The sequence below is a fragment of the Aureimonas sp. OT7 genome (assembly GCF_014844055.1).
Classification (GTDB): domain Bacteria; phylum Pseudomonadota; class Alphaproteobacteria; order Rhizobiales; family Rhizobiaceae; genus Aureimonas; species Aureimonas altamirensis_A.
The window spans coordinates 3446976-3469948 of record NZ_CP062167.1 but is presented as its reverse complement, the minus strand read 5'-3'; the positions used below and the strand labels follow the sequence as shown (position 1 = coordinate 3469948).

The window sequence follows — 22973 nt, the reverse complement described above, 5'->3', positions numbered from 1 at the left end:
TGGCATGCGTTTTCTTTTCCTCGGCGACCTTGTGGGACGCAGCGGCCGCACCGTCGTTCTGGATCGGCTGCCCGGTCTCATTTCGGACTGGAAGCTCGATTTCGTGGTGGTGAACGGCGAGAACGCGGCCGGTGGCTTCGGCGTCACCGAAGACATACTGGAGGCGACGCTGGAAGCCGGCGCCGACGTCATGACGACGGGCAACCACGTCTGGGACCAGCGCGAGGCGCTGGGCTTCGCGGGGCGCTACGATGCCTTCCTGCGGCCGGCCAACTATCCGCAGGGCACGCCGGGGCGCGGCAGTGGCCTGTTCATCGCGCGCAACGGCGCGCGTATCGTGGTCGCCAACATCATGGGGCGCGTCTTCATGTCGCCCGACCTCGACGATCCCTTCCGCTGTGCCGCCGATCTGGTCGAATCCAGCCCGCTGGGGGAGCAGGCCGACGCCGTGATCGTGGATTTCCACGCCGAGGCCACAAGCGAGAAACAGGCGATGGGACATTTCCTGGACGGGCGGGCCAGCGTCGTGGTGGGGACGCATACCCATGTGCCGACGGCGGATGCGCAGATCTTGGTGCATGGGACCGCATACCAGAGCGACGCGGGCATGTGCGGCGACTACGACTCATCGCTCGGAATGGACAAGGAGGAGCCGCTCAACCGCTTCGTGACGAAGGTGCCGCGCGGCCGCTTCGAGGCGGCGTCCGGCCCCGGCACGCTTTGCGGGCTGGCCGTGGAGATATCGGATCGCACCGGGCTGGCCGAGCATGTGTCACCGGTGCGGCTCGGCCCGCGCCTGGCGGAATGCGTGCCGGACTTCTGGTAGGGGTCCAACTTTACGCAGGGCTCGCGTTTTTTTATATGTCCGCCCAACCCAGTGCATAATCGACAAGAAACAGGTGCCAAATGGCCGGTCATTCACAATTCAAGAACATCATGCACCGGAAGGGTCGGCAGGATGCCGTCCGCTCCAAACTCTTCTCCAAGCTGGCGCGTGAAATCACCGTGGCCGCCAAGAGCGGGTTGGCCGATGCCGACATGAACCCGCGCCTGCGCCTGGCGATCAACAATGCCAAGGCGCAGTCCATGCCGAAGGACAATATCGAGCGCGCCATCAAGAAGGCCGCGGGCGGCGAGGGCGACAACTACGAGTCCGTCCGCTACGAGGGCTATGGGCCGGCCGGCGTGGCGGTGATCGTCGAGGCGTTGACCGACAATCGCAACCGGACCGCCTCGAACGTGCGGTCCTACTTCACCAAATCGGGCGGCGCCCTTGGCGAAACCGGTTCCGTCGCCTTCATGTTCGACCGTGTCGGCGAGATCGTCTATCCGGTTTCGGCAGGCGATGCCGACACCGTCATGGAAGCGGCGATCGAGGCCGGCGCCGACGATGTCCAGTCGGACGAGGACGGCCACCGCATCATCACCGCCTTCGAGGATATCGGCGATGTGGCCAACGCCCTCGAGGCATCGCTGGGCGAGGCGGAAAGCGTCAAGGCCATCTGGCGTCCGCAAACCAGCGCCCCGGTGGACGAGGAAAAGGCACAGTCGATCCTGAGGCTGATCGCCAACCTCGAAGACGACGACGACGTGCAGAACGTCTATGCCAACTTCGAAGTGGACGAAGAAGTCCTGGCGCGCCTGTCGGCCGCGTGAGGCAGGGCCGGCTCAGCCGGCCTCCCCACCCTCCGCCTGCATGGCGGCCTCGGCCGCCGGCACCACCTGCTCGGCCACGATGCGGTGAAGCTGGCGCACATAGCCGCTGCGGCCCGAAGGCTGGGACTCGTCCGACGTGATGGCGATGGTGAGCTCCAGGTCCGGGATGACATAGATCATCTGGCCGCCATAGCCCCAGCCATAGGTGCCGTCATGGCCGGCGAAGCGGGACAGGAACCAGCCATAGCCATACGCTTCCCCGGTGAAGCGCGATCGGGTGCGCGGCGTCCAGCTTTCGTTAATCCAGCCTTGCGAGACGACGCGCCGGCCCTCCGCATCCAGCCCGCCGCGCCGGTAGATTTCGCCGAAGGCCAAAAGGGCGCGCGGCGTCATGGCCGTCTGATTGCCGCCAAGGTCGATCCCCTGGGGATCGCGTTCCCAACCCGAGACGGTGGCTCCTGCCGGTGACAGCCACTCCCGCGCCAGTTGCCGCGTGGGCTTGCCGCTGGCGCGCGTCAGGATTGCGGACAGAAGATGCGTCGAGCCGGTGGAATACAGCATGGCGCCGCCCGGCTCGTCCGTGAAGGGGCGGGCCAGTGCGTCGGAAACCCAGTTGCGGCTGGCGATCCAACCGCCGTAGTTGCTGCCCGAGGTTCGCTCCAGCCCGGCCTGCATGGACAGGAGATGGCCGATGGTGACATCGTCGAGGCGCGGGTCGTGATCGGCGGGGAACGAGCCGGACAACACGGTCGCGATCTTCTGGTCGGTCCCCTCCAGAATGCCCTTGTCGATGGCGATGCCGACAAGGGCCGAGATGACAGATTTGGACGCCGACTTGATGTTGGTGGCCCGATCGGTCCGGTTGCCCCGGAACCCGCGGTCCAGGACGATCTCGCCCTTGCGGGCGATCACGACTGTTTCCAGGGGCTGCAGGGCCTCGAAGGCGCCGGACAGATCGGCAATGCCGGGGGCGGCCGTGGCCGGCCTTGCCTCCCGCACGTCGTCCGGCACGGCGTCCTGCGCGGCGGCGGCATGCGGTGACGCCAGCATGACGGCGATGGCGAGCGTGCGGATCGTCGGGAGCATGGGGCGTCGTCCTTCGGCAAGTTCCGACCCGGCATATGTCGTCTGTCCGGCGGCATTGCGACCGCCCGAATGAATGTTTCTCTTTTGTTCACTCTTGCGCTTTATCGAATCGACCGATGTGCCTATGAATGGAGAAGATATGGTCCGCCCGAGGCAGGAGAGCGTCATTCGCATCATCGGCATCGATCCGGGGCTGCGCCGTACGGGCTGGGGTATCGTCGAAACCCTTGGAAACAGCCTTCGTTTCGTGGATTCCGGCACCGTCACCTCCGACAACAAGCTTGATCTCGCCTCGCGCCTGCGGCAGCTTCATGACGGTCTGGCGGAGGTGATCCATCGCTTCAGCCCCCACGAGGCCGCCGTCGAGCACACCTTCGTGAACAAGGACGCGACGGCCACCTTGAAGCTCGGGCAGGCGCGTGGCATCGCCATGCTGGTGCCAGCCCTTGCCGGCCTGCCGGTATCGGAATATGCCCCGAACGCCGTCAAGAAGGCGGTCATCGGTGTCGGCCATGGCGAGAAGACCCAGATTCATATGATGGTCAGGGTTCTGATGCCGAAAGCCGTCTTCGATACGGACGATGCCGCCGATGCGCTGGCCATCGCCATATGCCATACGCATCAACGCCAGTCGGCGACGGCGCGGCTTGCGGCACTGGAAGCGGGACGCGACAGGGGCGTCCTGGCAGGGGGCAGGGTTTGATCGGTAAACTCAAGGGTACGGTGGACGAGATCGGCGGTGACCATGTGGTGGTCGACGTCCATGGCGTCGGCTATGTCGCATTCTGCGGCGCACGCACCCTGTCGAACCTGCCCGGCATGGGAGAAGCGGTGACGCTGTTCATCGAGACCATCGTGCGCGAGGACATGATCCGCCTTTACGGCTTCGCCAGCGATGCGGAGCGCGGCTGGTTCCGCCTGCTGCAGAACGTGCAGGGCGTCGGGGCCAAGGTGGCCATGGCCGTGCTGAGCACCTTGTCGGCCGGCGACCTCGCCAATGCCGTGGCCCTGCAGGACAAGGCCATGGTGGCACGCGCGCCGGGTGTGGGCCCCAAGGTCGCCGCCCGCATCGTGGCGGAGTTGAAGGACAAGGCCCCGGCTTTCGCCACGGCCGGCGATATCGATGGCTTTGCCCTGAAGCGCGACCTTGGCGACGGCGTGGCCGCCGGGGCGGTGGCCGACGCAGTGTCGGCGCTGGTCAATCTGGGCTACGCCCGCGACCAGGCGGCCGGCGCCATCGCAAGCGCCGTGCGCGAGGCGGGCGAGGACGCGGAATCCGCCCGGTTGATCCGCCTCGGCCTGAAGGCGCTGAGCCGATGAGCGACGCACGGCGCCTCATTTCGCCCGACAGCCGGGGCGAGGACGACAACACGCTTCGGCCGCAGCGGCTGGAGGATTTCGTCGGGCAGGCGGCGGCGCGCGCCAACCTGAAGGTCTTCATCGAGGCGGCAAAGGCGCGCGGCGAGGCGCTGGACCATGTTCTCTTCGTCGGACCACCCGGCCTCGGCAAGACGACCCTGGCGCAGATCATGGCGCGCGAGCTGGGTGTCAACTTCCGCTCCACCAGCGGTCCCGTCATCGCCAAGGCCGGAGACCTGGCCGCGCTTCTGACCAATCTGGAAGAGCGCGACGTTCTCTTCATCGACGAGATCCACCGCCTCAATCCCGCTGTCGAGGAAATCCTCTACCCGGCGATGGAGGATTTCCAGCTCGACCTCATCATCGGCGAGGGGCCGGCGGCCCGCTCGGTCAAGATCGATCTTTCGCGGTTTACCCTGGTCGCGGCCACCACCCGCATCGGCCTTCTGACGACGCCCCTGCGCGACCGGTTCGGTATTCCGGTCCGGCTGAACTTCTACACGGTCGAGGAACTGGAACTCATCGTGCGGCGCGGTGCGCGGCTGATGGGGCTGGAGATGGCCGACGACGGCGCGCGCGAGATCGCCCGGCGGGCTCGTGGTACGCCGCGTATCGCGGGCCGGCTTCTGCGCCGCGTGCGCGATTTCGCCACCATGGCCGATGCCGCCCGTGTGGACCGGCGGGTGGCGGACGAGGCGCTGACCCGGCTGGAGGTGGACAGCCTGGGGCTGGATCCGCTGGACCGGCGCTATCTCGACCTCATCGCGCTGAATTTCGGTGGCGGCCCGGTCGGTATCGAGACGATCGCCGCCGCCCTGTCGGAGCCCCGCGACGCCATCGAGGATATCGTGGAGCCCTATTTGCTACAGCAGGGCTTCATCCAGCGCACGCCGCGCGGCCGGCTGCTGACGGCCCATGCCTTCCGCCATCTCGGGCTTGCCGTGCCATCGACCTATCAAGGCGCCCAGTCTACCCTGTTCGACGAGCCGGATGCATGAGCGGCGATGCGGGCGTGCCCGGACTTGCCGGAGAACTGACGCCGACCGGGCACCGGCTGATGGTGCGCGTCTATTTCGAGGACACGGACTTTTCGGGCGTCGTCTACCATGCCCGATACCTCCATTTCCTGGAGCGGGGTCGCACGGACTATCTGCGCCTTCACGGAATCGGGCACGGGGAATTGATGGACGGCCGCTTCGGCGAGCCGATGGCCTTTGCCGTGCGCCATATGGATATCGATTTTCTGCGCCCTGCACGGATCGACGACATACTGAGCGTCGAAACATCGACAGCGCTTCTTGGCGGCGCGCGCGTGGTCCTGAACCAGAGGATCAGCCGGGGCGACGCGCTTCTGGTGCAAGCGAAAGTCAAGGTTGCGGTGATTTCGCCGGAGGGCAAGCCACGCCGCATGCCGTCTGCGGTGGCGCGCCTGTTGGGCGCATCCGAAGGTTGAAAGCGCGCCTTGTAACGCGGCGTTAACCTTAACAAGCCCATAGTCGGCAGGCTGCTTCAGACGCCTCTACGCCATTCTTTTACCTGATTCTATGGGTGAAAGGGCGGCTTGGGGGAAGGGGCGGCCGGACGCTTCGTGTCCGCCGCTTCAGGCAATTTCAGGGATAGCTCAGCCGCGCCTCGTGCGAGCCGCGGCCATTCGAGGGTCAAAGCACATGAACGAAGTCGCCCAGACGAGCCTTGCCGCGCAGGCTCACGGCGTCGGACTGATGGACCTGTTCTGGCAGGCCGGCATCATCGTCAAGCTTGTCATGCTCGGGCTTCTTGTCGCCTCCGTCTGGAGCTGGGCGATCATCTTCGACAAGGTGACGCGCTATGCCGCCTTCCGCCGCCAGCTGAACCAGTTCGAAAGCAATTTCTGGTCGGGCCAGTCCCTCGAAGAGCTGTATCACACCCTGTCCGACCGCAAGACCACCGGCATGGGCGCGTTGTTCGTCGCCGCCATGCGTGAATGGAAGAAGAGCTTCGAAAAGGGCGCGCGCTCGCCGATCGGCCTTCAGACCCGCATCGAGAAGGCCATGGACGTGTCCATCGCACGCGAGGTCGAGGGGCTGGAATCGCGCCTGGGCTTTCTCGCCTCGGTCGGCTCGGCCGCACCCTTCGTCGGCCTGTTCGGCACCGTGGTCGGCATCATGACCTCGTTCCAGGCCATCGCCGCCTCCGAACAGACAAGCCTTGCAGTCGTCGCGCCCGGTATCGCCGAGGCGCTGCTGGCGACCGCCATCGGCCTCGTCGCCGCTATTCCCGCCGTCATCGCCTACAACAAGCTGTCGGCCGACGCCGGCAAGCTGGGCGCCCGGATGGAGACCTTCGCCGACGAGTTCTCCGCCATTCTTTCGCGGCAGATCGATGAGAAGATGGCATCGCGCTGAGCGGGACCGGAACGGAGGACAAGCGACATGGCCATTTCCGGAATGCCCTCCGGCTCCAGCCGCGGCAGGCGCGGACGCGCAAAGCGCGCGCCGATGAGCGAAATCAACATGACGCCGATGGTCGACGTCATGCTGGTGCTGCTGATCATCTTCATGGTGTCCGCCCCGTTGATGACGGTGGGTGTGCCGCTGGACCTGCCGAAGACGCAGGCCCGCGCGCTGAACGCGGATACGCAGCCGATCACCATCGCCATCCAGGCGGACGGCAAGGTCTTCATCCAGGAAACGGAAGTCGAGCCCGAGGCGCTCGTGCCCCAACTCCAGGCCATCGCCCAGACGGGCTACGAGGAGCGCATCTTCATCCGCGCCGACCAGGCTGCCGACTATGGCGCCGTCGCGCGCGTCATGGCGCGCATATCCGCCGCCGGCTACAGCAATATCGGGCTGGTGACGGCTCAGGAAACGCGGAGCTGAGCGCACCGCGATGAAATCCCTCGCCACATCAGCGGCCCTGCATACGGCATTGTTGACGGCCATGCTCGTGTCGTTCGGCTCGCCACGGCCGCTCGATATGACGCAGGGCGAAGCCATGCCGGTATCCGTGGTTCCCATTGAGGAGTACAGCCAGGTCGTGCAAGGCGAGGCCGATGCCGAGATGGCGGATACGCCGGCGCCGACGCCGACCGAAGCGCCCGAGCGCCTGCCCATGCCGGCCGAGAATGTCGGCAACAACGAGGTCGACCTGGAAAGCGCGCCGCAGCCGGTCGCCGCCCCGCGGGAAACGGTGCAGACGGCAACCGCCGATGCGCCACCGCCGCCTGCCCCACCGCAACCGGCAGAGGAAACGCCGCCGCCACCCGCCGAGGAGCCCGAGCCCGCGCCACAGCCGGAGCCACCCGCCGAGGCGGAACCCGAGCCGGAACCGGCTCCGGTAGAGGAAGCCGCCGTGGAGCCCGCGCCGCAACTGCCGCAGAACGTTCCGCTGCCACAGGTGCGGCCGCAGCCGCCGCGCCCGCCCGAAACGCCGCGCCAGCAGCCGACACGCACCGCCGAGGCGCAGCCGAAGCCGCGCGAAACCGCAAACGATACGCGCGAGCGCGAGTTCGATGCAGATGAGATCGCCGCGCTTTTGAACCGCGAGCAATCGGCGGGCGGTGGTGCGCGGCGTTCGCAACAGCAGGCGTCGCTGGGTGGCACCCACACGACGGGCGCGCGGCTGAGCCAGTCCGAATACGATGCCCTGCGCGGCCAGGTCAGCCGCTGCTGGTCGCCGCCGTCGGGCGTTTCCGATGCCGGTTCGCTGCGCGTTTCGCTGCGGCTGCAACTGGACCAGGCGGGGCAGCTTATCGGTTTGCCCGAGATCGTCGAGGGCGGCTCGGGATCGACCGCGCAGCGGGTCGCCGCCGAGGCTGCCGTGCGCGCGGTGCGGCGGTGTGCGCCCTATTCGCTGCCGCCCGAGAAATACGAGACGTGGAAAGACGTCACCTTCAACTTCGATCCGAGCCAGATGTTCTGAGGGCGCGCATGAGCCAAAACCGCAGCCCGAGCCGTCTTACCCGAAATTCTTCCCGGAACCGGAGGGGTCCCGAGTCATGAAATCCATTCTAAAACCGATGCTGGCCATTCTTGCGCTGACCTTGAGCGGGGTGGCCATGACTGCGCCTGCCCAGGCGCAGGTGGAGATCGACATCACGCAGGGCAACGTCCAGCCGCTGCCGATCGCCCTGCCGGCATTCCAGTCGGGCAACCAGCTCGGCCAGCAGATCACCGAAGTCGTCACGGCGGACCTGAAGCGGTCCGGCCTGTTCGCACCCGTGGCGCCCGCCGCCTTCATCCAGAAGGATGCCGGGCCGGATGCGACGCCGCGCTTCCAGGACTGGACCGTCATCAATGCACAGGCGCTCGTCGTGGGCCGCGTGACGCCGGAGGCCGACGGGCGCCTGCGCGTCGAATTCCGCCTGTGGGACACCTATGCCGGCCAGCAGCTCGATGGCCAGCAATTCTATGCCAACCCGGACAATTGGCGGCGCATCGCCCATATCATCTCCGACGCCATCTACGAGCGGCTGACCGGCGAAAAGGGTTATTTCGATACCCGCGTCGTGTTCGTCGACGAGACGGGCCCCAAGGACCAGCGGCGCAAGCGCCTTGCCATCATGGACCAGGACGGCGCCAATGTGCGCTACCTGACGCAGGGCAACGACCTGGTGCTGACGCCGCGCTTCTCGCCCAACCGGCAGGAGATCACCTACATGTCGTTCGGGCAGGGCGATCCACGCGTCTATCTGCTGCAGCTCGAAACCGGCCAGCGCGAGATCGTGGGCAACTTCCCCGGCATGACGTTCTCTCCGCGCTTCTCGCCCGATGGGCAGCGCGTCATCATGAGCCTGCAGCAGGACGGCTCCTCGAACATCTATGCGCTGGACCTGCGCTCGCGTGCGACGACGCGGCTGACATCCACCAACGCCATCGACACCTCGCCCTCCTATTCGCCGGACGGGTCCAAAGTGGTGTTCGAAAGCGATCGCGGCGGCAGGCCGCAGATCTACGTGATGGGCGCGGACGGCAGCGGGCAGACGCGGATCTCGTTCGGGCAGGGGTCCTACTCGACGCCGGTCTGGTCGCCGCGCGGCGACCTCATCGCCTTCACCAAGCAGACGGGCGGCCAGTTCCAGATCGGGGTCATGCGACCGGACGGTTCGGGCGAGCGCATCCTCACCTCCGGCTTCCACAACGAGGGGCCGACCTGGGCGCCCAACGGTCGTGTCCTGATGTTCTTCCGCGACGATCGCGGCAGCGGTGGCCCCCAGCTCTACTCGATCGACCTGACCGGCCGTAACGAGCAACGGGTCGCCACGCCGAACTTCGGCTCCGACCCGGCGTGGTCGCCCTCGCTGGAATAGGCGGTGCCATCCGGCGCCGCGTCTTGACGGACGCGGCGTCTTTTTTCATTGACCTTGCGTTAACCCGCGTAGGGTAAATGCAAGATCACCAGAATCGATCAAATTCGAAGGAGTCGGCCATGCGCCGCACAGATAGCCGCGTACCAATGGGCCGGATCGTATTGGCCCTCGTCGCCGCACTCGCTCTTGCCGGTTGCGCCAAGAAGAACCAAGGCCTGCCGGACAATGCCGGCGGCCTCGGCCTTGGCGGCGCCGGCGGTTATGGCGCCGGCAGCGCCGCACCCGGTACGCAGCAGGATTTCACCGTCAATGTCGGCGACCGCATCTTCTTCGATACGGATTCCACCTCCATCCGCGCCGACGCCCAGCAGACCCTGGCGCGGCAGGCCCAGTGGCTGAACCGCTACCCGAACTACCAGATCGTGGTGGAAGGCCATGCCGACGAGCGCGGCACGCGCGAGTACAATCTGGCCCTCGGCGCCCGCCGTGCCGCCGCTACGCGCGACTATCTGGCCGCTCAGGGCGTGCAGCCCCAGCGCATGCGCACCATTTCCTACGGCAAGGAACGCCCGGTCGCCGTCTGCGACGACATCTCCTGCTGGTCCCAGAATCGCCGTGCGGTCACGGTGCTGAGCGGCGCTGGAAGCTGAGCGTCCGGCCGGCCTGCCCACTGGCGCAGGCGCAACACTCACGATGAAATGAGGCGGCCCCACAGGGGCCGTCTCGCGTTTCTGCCGCCTGCGGCGTGCGATGCCAAAATTTGGCCGAACTGCCATTCTCCAGAACGTAAAAGAAGCGTAAAAGCGGCCCCTTACTATCGGCTGCGACACTTCAGGGGAATTGTCATGACCACGTCACCCGGGACCCGCTTTGCGGGACTTTCCATTCTGGCGTTCGCTGCGGGCCTCATGGTGGTGCAGCCGGCGGCAGCCATCGACATTTTCGGCGGCCAGCGGACGCAGCAGGCGCCTGTCCTGATGGCGCAGGCCGGCGATACATCCGTGCGCCTGTCGCAGATGGAAGATGAGATCCGCCGCCTGACCGGCAAGGTCGAGGAAATGTCGTTTCTGGTGCTGCAGCTGCAGGAGCAGTTGCGTAACGCGCAGGCCGACAACGACATGCGCTTCCAGGATCTGGAGGGTGGCAGCGGTGGCGGCGGCTCGGGCCAGAGCGGCCAGCGCAGCGGCGCGTTGACGACGCCTCCCGCTGGCGGAAGCGGCGATGGGGATTTCGCTTCGGCAACGCCGCCGTCCTCTTCAGGATCGCAGATCAGCTCGGCGAGCTCGGAGGAGATCGGCTCGATCCTCGGCGCCAGCATCGACAGCGGCGCATTCCAGACTGCCCCGGCCGGGGGCTCCGACACCGTGGCATCGATCCAGCCGCACAATGAGTCCGACCTCTACAGTCTCGGCTACAACTACCTGCTGGCTGGCGAGTATGTGCGGGCGGAAGAGACGTTCCGGCAATATACGCAGACCTATCCGAGCGCCGAGAACGCAGGCGATGCGCAGTACTGGCTGGGCGAGAGCCTCTATGCCCAGAAAAAGTATCGCGAAGCGGCTGAAGTGTTCCTGACGGCGCAGAAGCAGCATGGAACCAGCTCCAAGGGACCGGAGATGCTGCTGAAGCTCGGTATGTCGCTTGCCGCGCTGGACAATCGCGATACGGCCTGCGCCACCTATGCCGAGGTGGAGAAGCGGTATCCGCAGATGAGCGACAATGTCCGCCGCAAGCTGCAGACGGAAGAGCAGTCATCCCGCTGCAGCTAGGCGACGACAGCCCGGTCGGCGTTTGCGAGGCCGCGGCGCTCCTTGCCTCCTCCCCCCATACGGTGGACGCGGCAAGGCTGGTTCTGGCCGTGTCGGGCGGCGCGGACTCCACGGCACTCCTTCATCTTGCCGCCATGGCCCGGGCGCATCTGGCCGATCCCGCCATCCATGTCGTGACCGTCGACCACGGGCTTCGAGCCGAGTCCGCCGATGAGGCGCGCTCGGTCGAACGCCTATGCCGCTCCTATGGCCTTCCGCACCGGACGTTGCGCTGGCATCACCGCGGCGGGCGCAGCGGCAACCTTTCGGCGGCGGCCCGCGAAGCACGTTACGACCTTCTCGGCCGGTTTGCCTGGACCGTTCGGGCGGGCGCGGTCGTGACGGGGCATCAACTGGACGACCAGATCGAGACGTATCTGCTTGCCAGGGCCAGGGGCGCGGAGGGACGAGCCCTTGCCGGCATGCGGCCGGTTCGGGCGCTGCGGCCGGGCGTGGTGCTGGCGCGCCCCTTCCTCGGCATTGCGGGCACGCGGCTGAGGGCAACCCTTTCGCAAGCCGGGATCGCATGGTGCGAAGACCCCACCAACCGTAACATGCACTATGCCCGCGCCCGGCTGCGTGCCGCGCTGAAGGACGGCACGGTGGATGCCGAAGAGGTGCCCGGCGCCCTGGAGAAGGCCGGCCGGGAGCGGGTCGCCTACGACCGCGCAGTGGGATCGGCGATCCGAAGCGCGGGCATCACGGTGGACGAAAGCGGTTCGATCGACATCGTGGCGGAAACAATGTCCGTGCTTGAGCCGGAGCTCAGGCGGGCGGTGATCGGACGGGCCATTACGGCGGCCGGCGGTGGATTGTACCCGCCTCAGTCCGACAAGCTGGCCCGGCTGGCCGACCGTTCCTATGCCGGCAAGGGGTATGCCACGCTTGGCGGCGCACGCCTCCAGTGGCGGGACGGCCGTGTCGCGATCGGCCGCGAGTACGGCCGTGAGGGAATCGGCCCGACCGAGGCCACGGAGGGCCGGGCATGGTTCGACCGGCGCTTCGTGGTATCGGGGCTGGATGCCGGGACGATGGTTGCCCTTGGGGCCTTCGCCCGGGGGAACGCCACAGAACGCTGCCTGCCCGTTCTGGTCTCGCCGACCGGCGAGGCGCTGGCCCGCCATCCCGCGATCCGCCTTTGGCGCGGCGGGCCGTCGAACGTGCTGTATGCCCGGGAAAGTGTAGGCTGGCGACTGATGGCCGACCTTTAGCGGTATGCCAAACACCGAAAATTCAGGCGAGGGGGTGATTTTGCCGCAAATCCGCCCTTGCCTGTTGGCAAGCATTTGGCGGATTACTATCTTGACCACTGACGGACTTGCCGTCGTTTCCGGTATCGTCGTGATTGCGGCGACGCTGCGGCGCACATCCAGGACGGATAATGAATCAGAATTTCCGGAATTTTGCCCTTTGGGCGATCATAGCGCTCCTGCTGATTGCGCTGTTCCAGCTTTTCTCGAACGGCTCGCAGACAGCGGCATCGCGGGAAATCCCCTATTCGCAGTTCCTCTCCGACGTCGAAGGCAACCGCGTTCGCTCGGTAACCATCCAGGGGCCGCGCATCACCGGAACCTACACGGACAATACGAACCCGTTCCAGACCTACGCGCCGAACGATCCGGAGCTGGTCACCCGCCTGCGTGACTCGGGGGTGCAGATCAGCGCCAGCCCGCCGGCCGACAACAGCAACCCGATCTGGTCGATGCTTCTGTCGTTCGGCCCGATCCTTCTGATCCTGGGCGTCTGGATATTCCTGATGCGGCAGATGCAAGGCGGTGCCGGCGGCAAGGCCATGGGCTTCGGCAAGTCGAAGGCCAAGCTCCTGACCGAGGCGCATGGCCGGGTCACCTTCGGCGACGTCGCCGGCGTGGACGAAGCCAAGCAGGACCTGGAAGAGATCGTCGAATTTCTGCGCGAACCGCAGAAGTTCCAGCGGCTCGGCGGCAAGATCCCGCGTGGCGTGCTCTTGGTGGGCCCTCCGGGCACCGGCAAGACGCTGCTGGCCCGCTCCGTCGCGGGCGAGGCGAACGTTCCCTTCTTCACCATCTCCGGTTCGGACTTCGTGGAGATGTTCGTCGGCGTCGGCGCCAGCCGCGTGCGTGACATGTTCGAGCAGGCCAAGAAGAACGCCCCCTGCATCATCTTCATCGACGAGATCGACGCGGTCGGCCGCCATCGCGGGGCCGGGCTCGGCGGTGGCAACGACGAGCGCGAGCAGACCTTGAACCAGCTTCTGGTGGAGATGGACGGTTTCGAAGCCAATGAGGGCATCATCCTGATCGCCGCCACGAACCGCCCGGATGTGCTTGACCCCGCATTGCTGCGTCCGGGCCGTTTCGACCGGCAGGTCATGGTGCCCAATCCCGATGTCGGTGGCCGCGAGAAGATTCTGAAGGTGCACGTTCGCAATGTGCCTCTGGCGCCCAATGTCGACCTGAAGACCATTGCCCGCGGCACCCCCGGTTTTTCCGGTGCGGACCTGTCCAACCTCGTCAACGAGGCTGCCCTGATGGCCGCCCGTCGCTCCAAGCGGCTGGTGACCATGCTGGAATTCGAGGACGCCAAGGACAAGGTCATGATGGGCGCCGAGCGCCGCTCCATGGCCATGACCGAGGACGAAAAGCGCCTGACCGCTTATCACGAGGCCGGACACGCCCTTGTCGGCATCTACGAGCCGGGCAACGACCCGCTCCACAAGGTGACGATCATTCCGCGCGGCCGCGCCCTGGGCGTGACGATGAATCTGCCCGAGCGCGATCGCTACGGCATGCGCAAGAACGAGATGGAAGCGCGTCTTGCCATGATCTTCGGCGGACGTGCCGCGGAAGAGATCATCTATGGTCTCGAGAACGTCACGACCGGCGCGTCCAACGACATCCAGCAGGCCACCAACATGGCGCGCGCCATGGTGATGGAATACGGCATGAGCGACAAGCTGGGCCGGCTTCGCTACCGACAGAACCAGGAAGAGGTCTTCCTCGGTCATTCGGTCTCGCAGCAGCAGAACATGTCCGAGGAAACGGCGCGGCTGATCGACTCCGAAGTGCGCGGCATCATCGAGGTCGCCGAGAACAGGGCGCGCAAGATCCTCAACGATCATATCGAGGATCTGCACACGGTCGCCAACGGGCTGCTGGAGTACGAGACCCTGTCGGGTGATGAGGTTCGCGACCTTCTGGCAGGCAAGCCGCTTTCCCGCGACATGGGGGACGATACGCCCCCGTCGCGCGGGTCCGCGGTGCCGAAGGCCGGGTCTTCCAAGCCATCCGGCAAGGAAGACGGCCTGGAGCCGCAGCCGTCGACCTGAACCGCAGGTCACTCTGGATAATCGAGGTGCCGTATCCCACAAGGGATGCGGCACTTTCCTTTTGGGGATGCGGGTTCGACCTTTCCCGGTGATATTATTTTTTACTTTTTGTGGCAGTGTCTGTCGCACTAGATGCGCGCAACCATCCAATGGACAGAGACGCATGAAATCCTACTTCGGAACCGACGGCATTCGCGGGCGCGCCAATACGCATCCGATGACGGCCGAGATCGCCATGAAAGTCGGCATGGCCGCCGGTATCGCCTTCAACCGGGGCAGCCACCGGCACCGGGTCGTGATCGGCAAGGATACGCGTCTGTCAGGCTACATGATCGAGAACGCGTTGGTGGCTGGCTTCACGGCCGCCGGCGTCGACGTCTTCCTTGTAGGTCCGATGCCGACACCGGCGGTCGCCATGCTGACCCGCTCCCTCCGATGCGATATCGGCGTCATGATTTCCGCCTCGCACAACCCGTTCGAAGACAATGGCATCAAGCTGTTCGGACCGGACGGCTACAAGCTTTCGGATGAACTGGAGCACCAGATCGAGCTTCTGATCGAAGAGGATCTGTCCAGGCAACTGGCGACCAGCCACGAACTCGGCCGTGCCAAGCGCATCGACGGTGTGCATGACCGCTATATCGAGTTTGCCAAGCGGACCTTGCCCAAGGACTTCACCCTTGATGGACTGCGCGTTGCCATCGATTGCGCCAACGGCGCCGCCTACAAGGTCGCGCCGGAGGTGCTCTGGGAACTGGGCGCCGAGGTAGTGGCCATCGGCGTGGAGCCGAACGGCGTCAACATCAACCTCAACTGCGGGTCGACCAACCCCGTCGCACTGTCTGCCAAGGTCCGCGAAGTGCGGGCCGACATCGGGATCGCTCTCGACGGCGACGCCGATCGCGTACTCGTCGTGGATGAACATGGCGACATCGTCGACGGCGACCAGTTGATGGCGGTCATCGCCGAGTCCTGGGCAGACGAGGGAAGGCTCGCGGCGGGGGGCATCGTAGCCACCATCATGTCGAACCTTGGTCTCGAGCGGTTCCTGTCCGGCAAGGGAATCGAGCTGGCGCGCACCAAGGTCGGCGACCGCTACGTGGTCGAACACATGCGCGAACATGGCTACAATGTCGGCGGCGAACAATCGGGGCATATCGTATTGTCGGATTACGGTACCACGGGCGACGGGCTGATCTCGGCGCTGCAGTTGATGGCCGTCATGCGTGGGCGCGGCGAGCCTGTCTCGGTGGCCGCGCGCAAGTTCGACCCGGTGCCGCAGGTCCTGAAGAATGTCCGCTTCGCGGGCGGCAAGCCACTCGAACGCAGCGACGTGCGAGACGTCATCGACGCGGGGCGCGCCCGCCTCGGCGGGAGCGGGCGCCTCGTCATCCGTCCATCCGGAACCGAGCCGCTGATCCGCGTGATGGCCGAGGGCGATGACCTTTCCCTTGTCAACTCCGTTGTCGACGACATCATCGGTGTTCTTCGTCATCAGCAGGCGGCCTGAACGCAGAAGGCGAAAGCCTGGCGCAGGTAATGGTTAATAAAGTGCGGAAACACCCCCGGACCGGTTCGCCCTTCATCGGGCGACAACCGGCCCGGCCTTTCCCGCGCGTCGGATATCCGGTTACGGAAACGCCGAAGCGCCAGAAGTTGGATGTCCGCAATGCGCCTGCTGTCCCGCCTCGCTTCCTTGCTCGTCGCCGCAGTGGTTTTGCCGGCGTCGGCAAGCGACCTTGTCGATGCGCCGGAAATAACGACCGCTTCGATACAGCCGGACAGCGGCTGGTATGCGCGCATCGACGCGGCGCATTCGGTGGGCAATGGCGGCAAGGGGGCCCGGGTCCTGGGCCTCTCCGGCGACGTCGGCGGTGGATATCTCCGGGAATCGGAAGATTTCTCCGGCGGCGCCGGCATCGGCTATCGCTTCAACGACATTCTCCGGGCCGACGTCACGGCGCGATACGGCAGCTATGATGCGGCCGGGGCAGCCGAGGCCAATGCCTTCTGCGGCGTTGGATGCCGCCTCGACATGGCCGGACGGCGCGATGTCGTGGATCTGGATGCGAACCTGTATGCCGATCTGGGGACGATCATGGGCATCACCCCCTATGTCGGAGCGGGAATAGGGGCCAGCCACATTTCGTACGAGGCGGTCGCCGCCTCCGTTTGCAGCGGTGGAGCCTGTGTGGCGGCGAGCGACATTGCCGGGCACGACGGATGGCGCACCAGCTATTCGCTGATGGCCGGCGCGGCCTATGCCCTTTCGGGCACGATCTCGGTCGATGCCGGGTATCGCTATACTCATACCGGCGGTGGCGATGCGTTCGAGGCCGGGTTTGCGCAGGGCGATATCCTGGTGCAGGACAAGGGCGCGGACCGGCATCTCGTAACGGTTGGACTTCGATTCCGCCTGCCCTGAGAGGCTACCACCTTGGTGGAAAAATACGAATGATGACTCTATTGCCGCTTGACGGGCGATGGCGGCACGGATAGCACCGTCAGTGGGACACGCCTCCCCAACGAGGCGCTTCTATCTGAAAGGGTAGCTCTATGGCTCCGCTTGCCAAACCCGCCGTTCGTACGGCCAATCCTCGATTCTCGTCTGGCCCCTGCGCCAAGCGTCCTGGCTGGACGCTGGATGCGCTGTCCGATGCCGCGCTTGGTCGCTCGCATCGTGCCAAGCTTGGCAAGGCCAAGCTGCTCAAGGCCATCGAAGACACCCGCGACATTCTGGGCGTTCCCGCCGATTACCGTATCGGCATCGTGCCCGCATCCGATACGGGCGCCGTCGAGATGGCGCTCTGGTCGCTTCTCGGTGCACGGCCCGTCGACATGCTGGCCTGGGAAAGCTTCGGCTCCGGCTGGGTGACCGATGTCGTCAAGCAACTCAAGCTTCCGGACGCCCGCGTCCTCGAAGCGCCCTACGGCGAAATCGTCGACTTTGCGACCGTCGATTTCGACAGGGACGTCGTTTTCACCTGGAACGGCACGACGTCCGGTGTACGCGTCCCCAACGGGGACGCCATCCCGGCAGACCGCCAGGGGCTGACCATCTGCGACGCGACGTCCGCTGCCTTCGCACAGGACCTGCCGTTCGACAAACTCGACGTCGTTACCTTCTCTTGGCAGAAGGTTCTGGGCGGGGAGGGTGCGCATGGCATGCTGATCCTCAGCCCGCGCGCGGTCGAGCGCCTGTTGAGCTACAAGCCGGCCTGGCCGCTTCCCAAGATCTTCCGCCTGACCTCAGGCGGCAAGCTCAGCGAGGGCATCTTCAAAGGCGAGACCATCAACACCCCATCGATGCTGTGCGTGGAGGATTATCTCGACGCTCTCGATTGGGCCCGGCAGATCGGCGGTCTTCCGGCCTTGAAGGCCCGTGCCGACGCCAATCTGAAAGCGATCGAACGCTTCGTCGACACGCATGACTGGATCGGCTTCCTGGCGCGCGATCCTGCGACGCGGTCGAACACCTCGGTCTGCCTGTGCTTCACGGCCCCGGAGATCGTCGCGCTTCCGAAAGAGGCGCAGGATGCCTTTGCCAAGGGCGTCGCCTCGCAGCTCGAAAAAGAGGGCGTCGCGCTGGATATCGGCGCCTATCGCGATGCCCCTCCCGGCCTGCGCATCTGGGCGGGCGCCACGGTCGAGCTTGCCGATATCGAGGCGCTTCTGCCGTGGATTGCCTATGCCTACGAGGCGCAGAAGGCGACGCTGGCCGAAGCGGCCTGACCTGATCGGGCGTCCGTTGAAGGATGCCCGGCCAACCGCTCCATCCCCTTTCTTTCTCTTCCGGGCAGGCGCGTTGCGCCGCCCGCAGCCCAAGGTATTGTCATGGCCCGTGTTCTCGTTTCCGACAAACTGTCCACGACCGCCGTCCAGATCTTCAAGGATCGCGGCGTCGAGGTGGACTACCTGCCCGATCTGGGCAAGGACAAGGACAAGCTTCTCGAAGTCATCGGTCAGTATGACGGCCTCGCCATACGGTCCGCCACCAAGGTGACCGAGAAGGTCATCGAGGCCGCAACGAAGCTCAAGGTCGTCGGGCGCGCCGGCATCGGTGTCGATAATGTCGACATACCGGCCGCAAGCCGCAAGGGCATCATCGTGATGAATACGCCGTTCGGCAATTCGATCACGACCGCAGAGCATGCCATCGCGCTGATGTTCGCGGTGGCGCGCCAGATTCCCGCGGCCGATGCCTCCACCCAGGCCGGCAAGTGGGAAAAGAACCGCTTCATGGGCGTGGAAATCACCGGCAAGACGCTGGGCATCATCGGCTGCGGCAATATCGGCGCCATCGTCGCGTCACGCGGGGTGGGGCTGAAGATGCGCGTCGTCGCATTCGACCCCTTCCTTTCCCCCGAGCGCGCCGCAACTCTGGGGATCGAGAAAGTGGAACTGGAAGAGCTGTTCCGGCGAGCGGATTTCATCACCCTGCATACGCCGTTGACCGACCGGACGCGAAACATCATCGATGCCGCCGCCATCGCGATGATGAAGGACGGCGTCCGCATCATCAACTGCGCCCGTGGCGGGCTGGTGGTCGAAAAGGACCTTGCCGACGCCATCCGCTCGGGCAAGGTGGCCGGCGCGGGCGTCGACGTCTTCGAGACGGAACCTGCAACGGCTTCGCCGCTCTTCGGCCTCGATAACGTCGTTTGCACGCCGCATCTCGGAGCTTCGACATCCGAGGCGCAGGAAAACGTCGCGCTGCAGGTTGCCGAGCAGATGGCCGACTATCTGGTCCAGGGCGCGGTGTCCAATGCCCTGAACATGCCGTCCATCAGCGCCGAGGAAGCCCCGATCCTCACGCCCTACGTCAAGCTGGCCGAAATCCTGGGCAGCTTCGCGGGGCAGCTGACCGAAGAGCCCATCAAGGAAGTCGAGATCCTGTTCGACGGCGCGCCGGCGGGCATGAACACGAGGGCGCTGGTCGCGGCGACGCTTGCGGGCCTTCTCAAGCCCCAGATGCAGAGCGTCAACATGGTGTCTGCGCCGCTGATGGCCAAGGAGCGCGGCATCGCCGTTTCCGAAGTGCGGCGCGACAAGAGCGGCGTCTTCGACGGTTACGTTCAGCTGACGGTCAGGACCGAGAAGCAGAGCCGGTCGGTCGCTGGAACCTGCTTCTCGGATGGCAAGCCGCGTTTCATCCAGATCAAGGGCATCAACATGGAGGCCGATGTCGGCAGCCACATGCTTTATACAGCCAACAAGGATATTCCGGGCGTCATCGGCGAACTCGGTATGACCTTCGGCCGGAAGGGAATCAATATCGCCAACTTCCATCTCGGCCGCGATCACGAGGGCGGAAACGCCATCGCACTCCTGTATCTCGATGGGCCGCTGAGCGAAGAATTCCTCGACGAGGTGCGGGCGCTGAAGGCGATCGGGCAGGCAAAGCTGCTGACCTTCGACGTCTGAGGCGGCTCGTCGTATTTGAAGCGGAAACCCGGCCGTCGGCTCTCGCATCGCCGGCCGGGTTTCTCTATAGTCGCGCGCGTTTGCTTGGGGGCTGTCGCCGGGCAGCGCCTGACCCGCTGTCGGCGGGGTCAATCAACCTTGGGCAGCGACGGGATCGAAAGGGGCTCTCGCCCCCGCAGGAGAATTTATGGGCAATTGTGTTGTCGTCGGCTCCCAATGGGGAGACGAAGGAAAAGGCAAGATCGTCGACTGGCTCTCGGAGCGGGCCGACGTCGTTGTGCGTTTCCAGGGCGGCCATAATGCCGGGCATACGCTTGTCGTCGACGGCGTCAGCTACAAGTTGTCGCTGCTTCCCTCCGGTGTCGCACGAGGCGGCAAGCTGTCCATCATCGGCAACGGCGTCGTCTTCGATCCGCACGCCTTCGTCGCGGAAAAGAAACGTCTGGAAGGGCAGGGGCTGAGCATCACGCCGCAGACGCTGCGTATCGCCGACAATGCCGCCTTGATCCTGTCCCTTCACCGCGAACTGGACGCCATCCGCGAGAACGCGGCCGGCGGCACCAAGATCGGCACCACCAAGCGCGGCATCGGCCCTGCCTACGAGGACAAGGTCGGTCGACGCGCCATCCGCGTGATGGACCTGGCCGAGATCGATGCCCTGCCGGAGCGCATCGAGCGTCTGCTTGCGCACCACAACCCGCTACGGCGCGGTCTGGGCGAGCCGGAAATCCAGGCATCCGCCATTCTGGATGAGCTGACCTCGGTCGCGGCCGAGATCACGCCCTACATGGATCGCGTCTGGCGGCTTCTCGATGCGCGCCGCAAGGCAGGGGACCGCATCCTGTTCGAGGGCGCGCAGGGGACCCTCCTGGATATCGACCACGGGACCTATCCCTTCGTCACATCGTCCAACACCGTTGCCGGGCAGGCGGCCGCCGGTTCGGGCCTCGGTCCCTCGGCCGCGGGTTTCGTGCTCGGCATCACCAAGGCCTACACGACCCGCGTGGGAGAAGGGCCTTTCCCGACCGAACAGGATAACGAGGTCGGTCAGTTTCTCGGTGAGCGCGGGCACGAGTTCGGTACGGTGACGGGGCGCAAGCGCCGCTGCGGCTGGTTCGATGCGGTGCTGGTTCGGCAGGCGGTGGCCATCAACGGCATTCACGGCCTGGCCCTGACCAAGCTCGACGTTCTGGACGGCCTGGACGAGATCAAGATCGCCGTCGGCTACGAACTGGACGGTCACCAGATCGACTATTTCCCTGCCAGTCTCGCGGCACAGCAGCGCGTCAAACCAATTTATCGCAGCTTCGAGGGTTGGCGGGACACCACCGCTGGCGCGCGCTCCTGGAGCGATCTGCCGGCGCAGGCTGTCAAGTATGTCCGCGAGATCGAGGAACTCGTGGGGGCGCCCGTCACGCTTCTGTCGACCTCGCCCGAGCGTGACGACACGATACTTGTTCGCGATCCTTTTCAGGACTAAGTTCCAGCACGATTGCCCATTCGAGCTGAGAGTACCTCATTGCCATGGCGGATTTGAGCGCCGTTCTTCGAAAGACCATCGATGGTCTGCCCGGCTCGAGCCCGCAGCTGCGTGCCAAAGTCTACGACAAGGCACGCTCGGCGATCGACAGGCAGATCGCCGCCGCCAATCCCCCGCTTGGCGAGGAGGCGGCGCAGGCCAGGCGCGACTCACTTGAAGATGCGATCCGGCGCACCGAGGCGCATTACGCCGCTTTGGAGGCCGAACCCGACATAGCCGGGGGCGACGATCCGGAACCGGCGTCCGAGCCCTATGCGGCCGAGCCGATGACGCCGGCCGCGCCGGCGGGTCACACCGCGGAATCCGTCGGTGAAATTGGACCATCCTCTCCATCCACTGGCGACTCCCGGCTTGCGGATCAAAAACCGGACAGGGACGGGCAGGATACGGCCATCCCCGCTCCGGACATGGCCGCGCCGCGATATTCGAGCGCGCGCCGGGCCTCGGTGCCCGAGAAGAAGTCGCGCGCGGGCCTCTACACCGGTGTCGCCCTGCTGCTGATCGCCGGTGGTGCGGGCGCCGCCTATATTTCCGGCTACGAGTTCGGTGGGCTGCTGCCACGGGGCGGGGAGCCTGTCCAGACGGCGGAGCAGCCCATCGAGGGGACGGACAGCGGAGAGGCGCCCGACGCATCGGTGGCTCAGACGCCGCCCGAGGCGACGCCACCGAGCGAGGGCGCCGCCGAGGCGCCGCCGGCCGCCGTCACGCAGGAGCCCGGAGCGCGCGAGTATACGCAACGCCTGATGCCCGACGGCACAGAGACCGATCCGGGCCCAGGTACATCGACGGCCAATGCCTTCGATGAAGGCACCGATGTGGCCCCGGCTTCCGAAGCGACGCCCGCTGCCGCGCCATCGGCGAGCCCACCTGGGCAACCGGCGCCCGCCGCAGGGTCTGACGTTCCCGACGGCGCCGAAGTGGCCGTGTTCTACGAAGAGCGGTTCAACGATACGCCTGGTGCGCAGCATCAGGGCAATGTTCGCTGGAGCGTCGTCGAGGAGGCGCCCGCCGATGGGCAGCCGCCGGAGCCTGCGGTTCGCGCGATCGTCCAGATTCCGGACTCCGGCGTCACCATGACGATGACGATCCGTCGCAACGCCGACGCGACCCTGCCGGCCAGTCATGTCATCGAAATGATGTTCGACGTGCCTGAGAACTTTCCCGGGGGTGAGATCGCCAACGTCCAGCGTCTGGCGTTCAAGCCGACCGAGCAGGATCGCGGGCGCCCGCTGATCGGTGTCGCAGGCAAGATATCGGACGGATTCTTCTGGATCGCGCTGAACGACCTGCAGCAGGCGGTTCAGGACAACCTGTCGCTGATGGCGAACGAAAAGTGGATCGACGTGCCGCTCGCCTACGAGACGGGGCAGCGGGCGCTCCTGTCCATCGAAAAGGGAGCGGACGGCGAAGCAGCCTTCCGTGACGCCCTCGCGGCCTGGGACGCGCGGACCTGAGGACCGCCTAAGTCCCTGCATTGATTTCAGAATAGATGAGCGGCCACGGGCC

Annotated in this window: 21 protein-coding genes; 20 read left to right on the top strand and 1 reads right to left on the bottom strand. The window is 65.7% G+C overall.

Features of this window, described 5'->3' with window-relative positions; translation table 11 throughout:
• Window positions 1-4: 4 nt before the first annotated feature.
• Both IGS74_RS16595 and IGS74_RS16590 read left to right on the top strand, forming a co-directional pair.
• Window positions 5-826, top strand: coding sequence for a TIGR00282 family metallophosphoesterase (locus tag IGS74_RS16595; protein WP_192387567.1), 822 nt, complete (start codon window positions 5-7; stop codon window positions 824-826).
• Between the two features lie 80 nt (window positions 827-906).
• Window positions 907-1656: a YebC/PmpR family DNA-binding transcriptional regulator gene (locus IGS74_RS16590; protein ID WP_192387566.1), complete on the top strand. Its 750-nt coding sequence runs from the start codon at window positions 907-909 to the stop codon at window positions 1654-1656.
• Window positions 1657-1668: 12 nt separating this feature from the next.
• Here the strand turns inward: IGS74_RS16590 and IGS74_RS16585 are convergent, their stop codons facing one another.
• A complete protein-coding gene (locus IGS74_RS16585; RefSeq protein WP_246722612.1) occupies window positions 1669-2742 on the bottom strand; it encodes a serine hydrolase in 1074 nt (357 codons plus the stop codon).
• Between the two features lie 139 nt (window positions 2743-2881).
• Between IGS74_RS16585 and ruvC the strand changes: the two genes are divergently transcribed.
• The 18 genes from ruvC (at window position 2882) to IGS74_RS16495 (ending at window position 22921) form a co-directional block, all read left to right on the top strand.
• Window positions 2882-3445 (top strand): crossover junction endodeoxyribonuclease RuvC, encoded by a 564-nt coding sequence (gene ruvC / locus IGS74_RS16580; RefSeq protein ID WP_192387565.1) that lies wholly within the window; start codon window positions 2882-2884, stop codon window positions 3443-3445.
• Window positions 3442-4062: a Holliday junction branch migration protein RuvA gene (ruvA, locus tag IGS74_RS16575; RefSeq protein ID WP_039191813.1), complete on the top strand. Its 621-nt coding sequence runs from the start codon at window positions 3442-3444 to the stop codon at window positions 4060-4062. Before ruvC ends, ruvA begins: the two co-directional genes overlap by 4 nt.
• Window positions 4059-5099 carry a Holliday junction branch migration DNA helicase RuvB gene (gene ruvB / locus IGS74_RS16570; RefSeq protein WP_192387564.1) on the top strand — a complete coding sequence of 347 codons (1041 nt, stop codon included), beginning with the start codon at window positions 4059-4061 and terminating at the stop codon, window positions 5097-5099. The genes ruvA and ruvB overlap by 4 nt, the downstream gene beginning before the upstream one ends.
• Window positions 5096-5554, top strand: a complete 459-nt coding sequence (gene ybgC, locus IGS74_RS16565; protein WP_192387563.1) for a tol-pal system-associated acyl-CoA thioesterase — start codon at window positions 5096-5098, stop codon at window positions 5552-5554. The genes ruvB and ybgC overlap by 4 nt, the downstream gene beginning before the upstream one ends.
• A 214-nt stretch (window positions 5555-5768) precedes the next feature.
• The gene (tolQ, locus tag IGS74_RS16560) at window positions 5769-6485 is read left to right on the top strand and encodes a protein TolQ (RefSeq protein ID WP_039191822.1); all 717 of its coding nucleotides are present in this window, start codon (window positions 5769-5771) and stop codon (window positions 6483-6485) included.
• Window positions 6486-6512: 27 nt separating this feature from the next.
• Window positions 6513-6959, top strand: coding sequence for a protein TolR (gene tolR, locus IGS74_RS16555; RefSeq protein WP_039191823.1), 447 nt, complete (start codon window positions 6513-6515; stop codon window positions 6957-6959).
• 10 nt (window positions 6960-6969) lie between these two features.
• Entirely contained in the window at window positions 6970-8001 is a 1032-nt protein-coding gene (locus tag IGS74_RS16550) for a hypothetical protein (protein WP_192387562.1), read from the top strand.
• Window positions 8002-8077: 76 nt separating this feature from the next.
• Window positions 8078-9388 (top strand): Tol-Pal system beta propeller repeat protein TolB, encoded by a 1311-nt coding sequence (tolB, locus tag IGS74_RS16545; protein WP_039191827.1) that lies wholly within the window; start codon window positions 8078-8080, stop codon window positions 9386-9388.
• Window positions 9389-9507: 119 nt separating this feature from the next.
• Window positions 9508-10038, top strand: coding sequence for a peptidoglycan-associated lipoprotein Pal (pal, locus tag IGS74_RS16540; RefSeq protein ID WP_039191830.1), 531 nt, complete (start codon window positions 9508-9510; stop codon window positions 10036-10038).
• Between the two features lie 195 nt (window positions 10039-10233).
• Window positions 10234-11157, top strand: a complete 924-nt coding sequence (ybgF, locus tag IGS74_RS16535; protein ID WP_192387561.1) for a tol-pal system protein YbgF — start codon at window positions 10234-10236, stop codon at window positions 11155-11157.
• A 62-nt stretch (window positions 11158-11219) separates the two neighbouring features.
• Window positions 11220-12407, top strand: a complete 1188-nt coding sequence (gene tilS, locus IGS74_RS16530; protein WP_192387560.1) for a tRNA lysidine(34) synthetase TilS — start codon at window positions 11220-11222, stop codon at window positions 12405-12407.
• A 170-nt stretch (window positions 12408-12577) separates the two neighbouring features.
• Window positions 12578-14503 (top strand): ATP-dependent zinc metalloprotease FtsH, encoded by a 1926-nt coding sequence (gene ftsH / locus IGS74_RS16525; protein ID WP_192387558.1) that lies wholly within the window; start codon window positions 12578-12580, stop codon window positions 14501-14503.
• A 163-nt stretch (window positions 14504-14666) separates the two neighbouring features.
• Window positions 14667-16013 carry a phosphoglucosamine mutase gene (glmM, locus tag IGS74_RS16520; RefSeq protein WP_039191840.1) on the top strand — a complete coding sequence of 449 codons (1347 nt, stop codon included), beginning with the start codon at window positions 14667-14669 and terminating at the stop codon, window positions 16011-16013.
• A gap of 159 nt (window positions 16014-16172) precedes the next feature.
• The gene (locus IGS74_RS16515; protein ID WP_192387556.1) at window positions 16173-16928 is read left to right on the top strand and encodes an outer membrane beta-barrel protein; all 756 of its coding nucleotides are present in this window, start codon (window positions 16173-16175) and stop codon (window positions 16926-16928) included.
• Window positions 16929-17059: 131 nt separating this feature from the next.
• The gene (locus IGS74_RS16510) at window positions 17060-18235 is read left to right on the top strand and encodes a phosphoserine transaminase (RefSeq protein WP_192387554.1); all 1176 of its coding nucleotides are present in this window, start codon (window positions 17060-17062) and stop codon (window positions 18233-18235) included.
• A 102-nt stretch (window positions 18236-18337) separates the two neighbouring features.
• Window positions 18338-19927 (top strand): phosphoglycerate dehydrogenase, encoded by a 1590-nt coding sequence (gene serA, locus IGS74_RS16505; protein WP_039191844.1) that lies wholly within the window; start codon window positions 18338-18340, stop codon window positions 19925-19927.
• Between the two features lie 187 nt (window positions 19928-20114).
• Window positions 20115-21407 carry an adenylosuccinate synthase gene (locus IGS74_RS16500; protein WP_192387552.1) on the top strand — a complete coding sequence of 431 codons (1293 nt, stop codon included), beginning with the start codon at window positions 20115-20117 and terminating at the stop codon, window positions 21405-21407.
• 44 nt (window positions 21408-21451) lie between these two features.
• Complete coding sequence (locus tag IGS74_RS16495; protein WP_192387550.1) at window positions 21452-22921, top strand: transcriptional regulator; 1470 nt, start codon at window positions 21452-21454, stop codon at window positions 22919-22921.
• Window positions 22922-22973: the final 52 nt, after the last annotated feature.